The sequence below is a fragment of the Bacillus cereus group sp. BfR-BA-01524 genome, assembly GCF_022662595.1.
Lineage (GTDB): Bacteria > Bacillota > Bacilli > Bacillales > Bacillaceae_G > Bacillus_A > Bacillus_A thuringiensis_S.
The window spans coordinates 20,169-27,824 of the sequence record NZ_JAKUDW010000069.1; the positions used below are offsets into that span (position 1 = coordinate 20,169).

Sequence of the window (7,656 nt, forward strand, 5' to 3'; positions counted from 1 at the left end):
GAACTTTTAGTCCACAAAAAAGAACCGATTTTATCAATCGGCTCCTCTAAATACATATTGTTCTTTCGGCTGTTCAACTTTATTCCATTTTGTTACTTCTAATACAGGAATATTCGCATGAAACGGCTGATAAAACTCAGTAGTTATCTCTCCTTCTACTTGAATCCAGTCATCATTATTCCACTCTACACCTTCTGGTTTTTTCACTAACATACCATACACACCAGAATCTGCTACGCAATGTATAATACCGAAACGGAATAAGAAGTATTGTTCTTTTTTAGAAGAATCATCTCTAAAAACAAACCCTTTAAAAGATAATTTTTTCCCAGTAAACTCGCCAGGATAATTATAAATTGTTTCCATACCCTTTAGGAAGTCTTCGTCTTTCAAATTAATATTATCCTTCGTAACAAACTCTTTCTTCCCTTTTTCCATTACACCGCGGTATCCTTCTTTCCCGTAATAAATGCTCGTATCAGGTCTTAGGAATTGTCTTGTCATAAATGGATCCTTACTTTCTGCTTGTGCAACAGGAAAGTGAAATCCTTTCGCTTTAACAATATCCGAATCTAACGTCGCAATTGGGAAAAATAACCCTGAGATAATTGGAAAACAAAACAATGAGTACGAAAATGCTTTTTTCCACCATGTATTCTCATCTTTTGAATGATCATGCCCACAATGGCTATGGTCACAACTACAATCATTTTTCTCTTTTTCCTTTTGATGCTCTTTTTGGAAAACGACGATAATTTGTACAATCGTTAAGAAACCTAAAATAATTGCTGCTGTTGTTGATAAATAGGCATACTTCATATTGATATACTTCGTAATGTTCCCGGAAATATGAAGCTGCGCAATTAATATTGTAAAACCTAATAATATATATGCTCGAAACATAACCTACCACCCCATCGCATAAATGAGTAGTGAGCTTGCATAAACAACAAGAGTAACTGTAACTGTAACAACAATTACAAATTTCGTTTTAAATGTCGCAAGCATCATAAACATATTTTTAATATCCACCATCGGTCCGTAAACGAGGAACGCGACAAGTGAAGCTGTTGAAAACGTACTTTGGAACGAAGAAGCGATAAATGCATCTGCCTCTGAACAAAGTGATAATATATAAGCAAGTCCCATCATAACAGCTGATGAAGAAAACGGACCTTGTCCAATAGCAAGAAGTGTTGAAGTTTGTACAAACGTTTGTACCGCTGCTGCAATTAACGCACCTAGTACTAAATATTTTCCCATCGAGAAAAATTCCTCAACAGCGTGTGTACATACATCCCACATTTTTTTACGCAGTGGACGCTTATTATTCACTTCTGGGAAGTGATTATCTCTTAATTGATGTTCTTTAAACATAAAGGATAATATAATTCCAACGATAATTGCTACGATAATCGCTACAATAGAACGATACCATACCATGTGCATACTACTCCCAAAGGCAACGTATGTTGCAAATAAAACAACTGGATTAATGATTGGCCCAGTTAACATAAATGCAATACCCGCATATGGCGGAACCCCTTTTCCGATTAATCGTCTTACAATCGGAACAATTCCACATTCACAACCTGGAAACAACATGCCTAAAAAAGTAGCTAATAAAACAGACAGAAATCGGTTCTTCGGCATCCATTTAGCCACCATATCTTCTGTCACGAACATTTGAATGAATCCTGAAATAAATACACCAATTAGCACAAACGGAAGTGCTTCGATCAATATGGAGATAAAAATTGTATTCATTTGCAGGAATGCTTTCGGTAATTGAAACAATTCCATGATGTATTTCCTCCAACTTTTCATTAACAATATGTAATTTTAACCCCATTTCATTAATTGGACAAGGATTATATGGCATACATACCCTTTATATACATTACATTGTACAAGTTATATTCTATTCAAAATTTGAGATTTCATAGCAAAAAAGCTGCTCTAGCGTAGTTATATAACTATGCTAGAGCAGCTTTCTTATCGTTAAAAGTAACGTTTCTTCCAAAAAACAAAAGCTAACGTGAAAGATAGTGTTACACATATGATGAGTACAATTACAAAACCATGGGCTTCCCCTTCAAACGGAACCTTTACGTTCATTCCAAAGAAACTAGAAACCATCGTCGGTAAAGATAAAATGATCGTAATTGACGTTAACAATTTCATAACACTATTTAAATTATTTGATATAACGGAGCTAAAAGTATTCATCATTCCGCTTAAAATGTGACTATATATTTCCGCCATTTCAATAGCCTGTTTATTTTCAATTAATACATCTTCTAATAAATCTTGATCGTCTTCATACATTTTTAAAAATGTACTATTACGCATTAACTTTTGAATTACAATTTTATTAGCCTTTAATGACGTTGTAAAGTATACTAAACTTTTCTCAAGGCCCAATAATGTGAAAATCTCTTTATTTTTCATTGACTGATTTAATTGATGCTCTAAATCAATTGTTTTTCGATTTATTTGCTTTAAGTATCTTAAATAATAAGTAGAAATCGTATATAAGAGCTGAAGTGCAAAGCGTGTCTTCTTAAACGTATAAAATTCTTTAATACGTTGATTAATAAAACGTTCAAAAATTGGATTTTCTTCTAAGCAGATTGTAACAAAACAATCCGGCATCACAATCATACCTATTGGGATCGTGTCATAAATCGAATTTCCTTCTTCGTCATGTCTAACTGTCGGAATATCCACGATAATTAAAGTATTATTGTCTTCCTTTTCAATACGAGAGCGTTCTTCATCATCCAAAGGGTCTTTAATGAAATCTAAGTCTACATTTAAAGTTTGTACTAGATATTGAATTTCTTCTTCTGTTGGATGAAGTACATTAATCCAGCACCCCTTTTGCATTTCCTCAATCTCTTGTAGTTTTCCGTTTCGGTCTGTTAAATATATATTTAACATACTATCACCCCGATTCTTTTTACATGTAGGAATCTACCTCTCTTAAATAACAGTTTTTAAACCGCCATTCTCAGCATATGAAACATACGTTTAAATTTCAATAGAAAAATTATTTTGAAAACGTTTTTATAAGAAAAAAATTATAAAGTGAAACTTTAATCAGTGGGGGCTTCATCCCCCACTGATTATCAGCCCTCATCAATCGGGCTTTTACGGGCTGCCCGACCCCGACCTAACTTATTTGCTTTCGCTGAATTTTGAAGTCGGGATCTTACTGCGCGGAAAATAGCGAGATAAACATAGAAAAAGACAGAGTGCTCTCTGCCTTAAAAGCTTATGTTGCCTTTATAACATATTTAGAAAGCATCCACAAGTTAAACCCGACTGAAATCGTATAGCCCGCGTATGTTGAAATGATAAAACTTACATAATCGAAATACGGAAGCAATACAATATTTAAAACTATCTTCACAATAATTCCAATCACTAATCCTAGTACCGTCTTCTGCTGTTGATTGATTCCTTGTAGCATAGCAGCCGTTACTGTAAAAAGAGAAAATAGTATGCAAGCAGGAGCATAATACTGTAAAATGATTCTCCCCATCTCTGGATCATTTCCAGCACCGAATAAAAGAGTATATACAGGCTTGGCTAACACCATCATTCCAATTGCCGCCGGTACCGTAATCGCTACTACTAATACATTTGTTCTCGTAAAATGTTTGTACAATAGTTTCGTATTTCCTGCTGTGTAAGCTTTCGTCATCTCTGGTACAAGAGACATACTAAAAGCTGTCGCAACGGATACCGGGATGAGCACAACCATTTGAACAAGACCAATTATCGCATTAATTTTTTCCGCTTCTCCTTGCATATACCCTATTTGTATAAGTAGCTTATTAATTGTAAATGTATCAATCGTCTGATACAACGGAATTGCTAAGCCCACCACAACAAAGGGAATAGAATATGTAAAGAGCTCCTTATACAATGAGAAAAAAGATTTTGTTGTTTGTGGTATACTTTCGATCTCTTTTTTCTTTAAGTGCCTTCTCCTTCTTATATAATACGCACTTAGAACGGTTAATCCACCTATAGCACCCATAAATGCCCCAAACGTTGAAATACCAACCGCTAGCGAGACAGAAGCTTTTAAAACATATAAAACGGCAAAGCTTCCTATTAGAATAGTTAAGACTCGAAAAAATTGCTCTACAACGACACTTAATGCAGAAGGTCCCATCGACTGGAACCCTTGAAAGAAGCCCCTTAATAAACTCATTACCGGTACAAGTATCAACGCAAAACTTACAATTTGAATATTATTTGTGACCGCTACTACACTATTTCCCGTTTGATCATTTCCATCGATTACAAGTTTAGCTAAATGTGGAGCTAGCATATATAAAGCAAAACACGAAATTACTCCCATTATAAACATAAACACAATTCCACTTTTCAATACTCTCTTAACCGTATGATAGTCATTCAGTTGATCATATTTTGATACCATCTTTGAAACAGCTAGCGGTAATCCCATCGTTGCTATGCTGAGCATGATGGTATAAGGGCGATATGCATATGTGTATAGAACGTAACCACTCGTACCGACCATCGCTGTAAATGGTATAACATATATAAACCCTAACATTTTTGATATCATCGTTGCCATCGTTAAAAATATCGTTCCACGTATAAACGGTGACCCTTTCATCACATTCCTCCGCTACGCTTTATTATTACACATTATGGACAACTCCTTTTCTTTAGAACCGAAACAAACAAAAAAAGCCAATGAACTATCATTGACTTTAGCTTGTTGTTTTTTTCTTTTTCAAATATTTTAAACCGAAGTATAGAGCAATAAAAAGAACCGCTCCTATAATTATGTAATGTGTGTAATCAGATGCATACTCTTTAATTTGTCGCCAATTCCCACCAAGTTTTTCACCTAAGTATATAAATAGAATTGACCATGGAATGATCGCTACAACCGTATAAAGTGTAAATAGTTTTAATGGCATCTTAGCTAGTCCTGCTGGAATAGAGATCGCATGACGTACTACTGGGATAAAGCGCGCAGAAAATATTACGCCTGCTCCATAACGCTTAAACCAACCTTCCGCTATGTCTAAATGGTGTTTATTAATAAGTAGATATTTCCCATATTTCTCTACAACCGGACGCCCTCCGTAGTATCCAAGCCAGTATAAAAAGATTTGCGCTAAAGTACCACCAATAGTTCCGGCGATAACTGCACCAACAAAACTAATTTTACCATCCGCTACTAAAAACCCAGCATAAGAAAGTACAATTTCACTTGGGATTACTTCAATCATTAAAGCAAGAGCTACTCCAAAGTACCCTAAGCTTGCAAAAAATTGCAATAACTGATCTATTATGTTTGCTAACATGTTCTTTTTTATCTCCTTTTTTCTTCACATACCATCCCATTATTACATAAAGGCTGCAATCTGCCAATATCTTCATTTTAACAATATGTACAATTCAAGCAGGATCAATCTATTAATTTCTCTTTCTGCGGGTCTTTCATGTAGGCAAACATCTCTTTAATTTGGTCTTCTGTATTTCTAGCAATTGATAAATTAGGCAATTCATTTTCACAAAAAAACTCCACCTCTTCTGTTTCGATGCTAGTTTTCTTTTCTCCACCAATAATCTCGCATCCAATGAAAATCTTATATACATGCGTCGCCGATGGAGATGGTTGATGTTTTTCTTTATCAAATATAGATAATAACTTAAAACGATCTACTTCATATCCTGTCTCTTCTAAAACTTCTTTCGCTGCAACTTCGGTTGGCGTATAACCGACATCAGCCCATCCACCTGGCAATGCCCATTTCCCATCACTTTTTTCTTTCACGAATAATAGCTTTTCATTTTGAAAAACAACTGCTCTTATATCAACTTTAGGTGTTTGATAGCCTGTCTCACTTGCAAATAATTTCTCTACGACTTCCCAATCTGTTTTCGTGTAATGTGACATCATTGAAATAGAAATATCTCGTAATTGCTGGAAACGCTCAATATCATACACATCCTTAGAATACGTTAAACCCGCTTGAGCTATAGATTGTATTTGTTTTACCCAATCAATCCATTTAATCGTCATATATCCGCATCCCCATTCTCTATCAAAGATATTATTTCATTTTTATTGATACATCTTTATTATACAAAAAAAAGAGATTGATAACGTTTCAATCTCTTTCAAAATTAATCCAATTCATGTAAGTGGTCTTGTATATACTTTCTTCTTTTATTTATATATTCATAAATCATATCAGCCTCTTGATCAAATGTTTCTAATTTTTCTTTCATATATGGATCTTGTAGTAAATATGGACGAATCAATTCACACAACCCTTCTACTTTCGGTCTCATAAACGAAACTGTAAATTGGTCTTCTAATATTTCTTCTAAAATACTTCGATACTGCTTTCTAAATACAGGTATGTCTAACAATCTTGCACTTAACGTGTTATACCCTTGAATACGAATATATTCATGATTAAGTGGTCTCCCTTGTACATCTCGCCCCCAAGTCGCATCATAATCCCACGGTATAACTTCAAATAAATTTGTTTCATCATTATGATATAGTGCATAGTTATGAACGAAACCATCAAAGTTTTGCGTAAAAATAACTCCTGCTAACCATCGTAAATATTTATCGACATGTAGAAACTTCCCAATCTCTTTTTCATAGGCTTCCCTCGTCAAAGTATTCGCTTGAAATACAAATTCACTCAGTTGTTCTTCACTATTTTTATTCGAATATTTAAATTCATAACCCGCAAAGAGCTCTGTCTTAACATCTTTATCTCGCTCACTCATTAATGAAAAATTTGCATCATCATCTATCGCATAATAAATAGAACCACTCGGTAATCCTCTATTTTTCAAAAAGTTTTCATCAACCGATTCCAACTGTAAATATACACCTTGAATTTGACCATTAATTTTTATAAATACATGTTGTGACTTTGGTGAAAGTACACCAATGTCATGAAAAAAGTCTAGCGATAATTTATTTCGTATGAGAGACGGATCCATAAACTCAGAATTCAAATGAAACTCTTTCGCGCCTTGAAATTTTTTTGGTTTATAAAACATAACATGATAAGACTTTTTCTCAAATTCACGAATATGAGCCCCACGGTATACGATATCAATGTCATACTTCTTTTTTCCATAAGTTAATTTTGCTGGCACTGGACTATCTGACCAAATGTCTTTTTTCAATTCCACTAAGTACATTGGATGAACAAAAAAATCATATGAAGGCAGCATGTTTTCTCATCCCTTCTCAGTTCTCTTCCTTCAATGTATGCGCCTTGTCTTGTCCATACATCCGCTATCATCTATTTATAGAAAATTACACTCTTGTCCTGTTCAGAAAGACTTCATCTCTCATATCATGTTAAGGAAAAAGAATACCTTTTCAACTTAATACATGATAAGGAGGATTTCTATGAAACGTGATATTAGAAAAGCTGTTGAAGAAATCAAAAGTGCTGGGATGGAGGATTTCTTACACCAAGATCCAAGTACTTTTGAATGCGATGATGATAAATTCTCTCATCATAAATGTACTACAGACTGTAAATGTACTACAGGGCGTAAATGTCCAAGAACAAGATGTACTCGCGTGAAACATTGTACTTTCGTTACAAAATGTACGCATGT

Annotated in this window: 7 protein-coding genes and 1 pseudogene; 1 reads left to right on the forward strand and 7 read right to left on the reverse strand. The window is 34.4% G+C overall.

Annotation, left to right across the window (positions count from 1 at the left end):
- Positions 1-33: 33 nt before the first annotated feature.
- The 7 genes from MR170_RS21620 to cotH form a co-directional block, all read right to left on the reverse strand.
- Positions 34-903, reverse strand: a complete 870-nt coding sequence (locus MR170_RS21620) for a TIGR03943 family putative permease subunit (protein WP_000488059.1) — start codon at positions 901-903, stop codon at positions 34-36.
- Positions 904-906: 3 nt separating this feature from the next.
- Positions 907-1,803 (reverse strand): permease, encoded by an 897-nt coding sequence (locus MR170_RS21625; RefSeq protein ID WP_016081955.1) that lies wholly within the window; start codon positions 1,801-1,803, stop codon positions 907-909.
- 198 nt (positions 1,804-2,001) lie between these two features.
- Positions 2,002-2,943 (reverse strand): magnesium transporter CorA family protein, encoded by a 942-nt coding sequence (locus MR170_RS21630; RefSeq protein WP_000932389.1) that lies wholly within the window; start codon positions 2,941-2,943, stop codon positions 2,002-2,004.
- A gap of 334 nt (positions 2,944-3,277) precedes the next feature.
- Positions 3,278-4,657, reverse strand: coding sequence for a putative polysaccharide biosynthesis protein (locus MR170_RS21635; RefSeq protein WP_016081956.1), 1,380 nt, complete (start codon positions 4,655-4,657; stop codon positions 3,278-3,280).
- Between the two features lie 97 nt (positions 4,658-4,754).
- Entirely contained in the window at positions 4,755-5,357 is a 603-nt protein-coding gene (gene uptA / locus MR170_RS21640) for an undecaprenyl phosphate transporter UptA (RefSeq protein WP_242309214.1), read from the reverse strand.
- 104 nt (positions 5,358-5,461) lie between these two features.
- Entirely contained in the window at positions 5,462-6,079 is a 618-nt protein-coding gene (locus MR170_RS21645) for an NUDIX hydrolase N-terminal domain-containing protein (protein WP_016081957.1), read from the reverse strand.
- A 104-nt stretch (positions 6,080-6,183) separates the two neighbouring features.
- Positions 6,184-7,260, reverse strand: coding sequence for a spore coat protein CotH (cotH, locus tag MR170_RS21650; protein WP_000937999.1), 1,077 nt, complete (start codon positions 7,258-7,260; stop codon positions 6,184-6,186).
- Between the two features lie 181 nt (positions 7,261-7,441).
- Between cotH and exsB the strand changes: the two are divergent.
- Positions 7,442-7,656: pseudogene (gene exsB / locus MR170_RS21655) on the forward strand (exosporium protein ExsB); the annotation flags it as partial.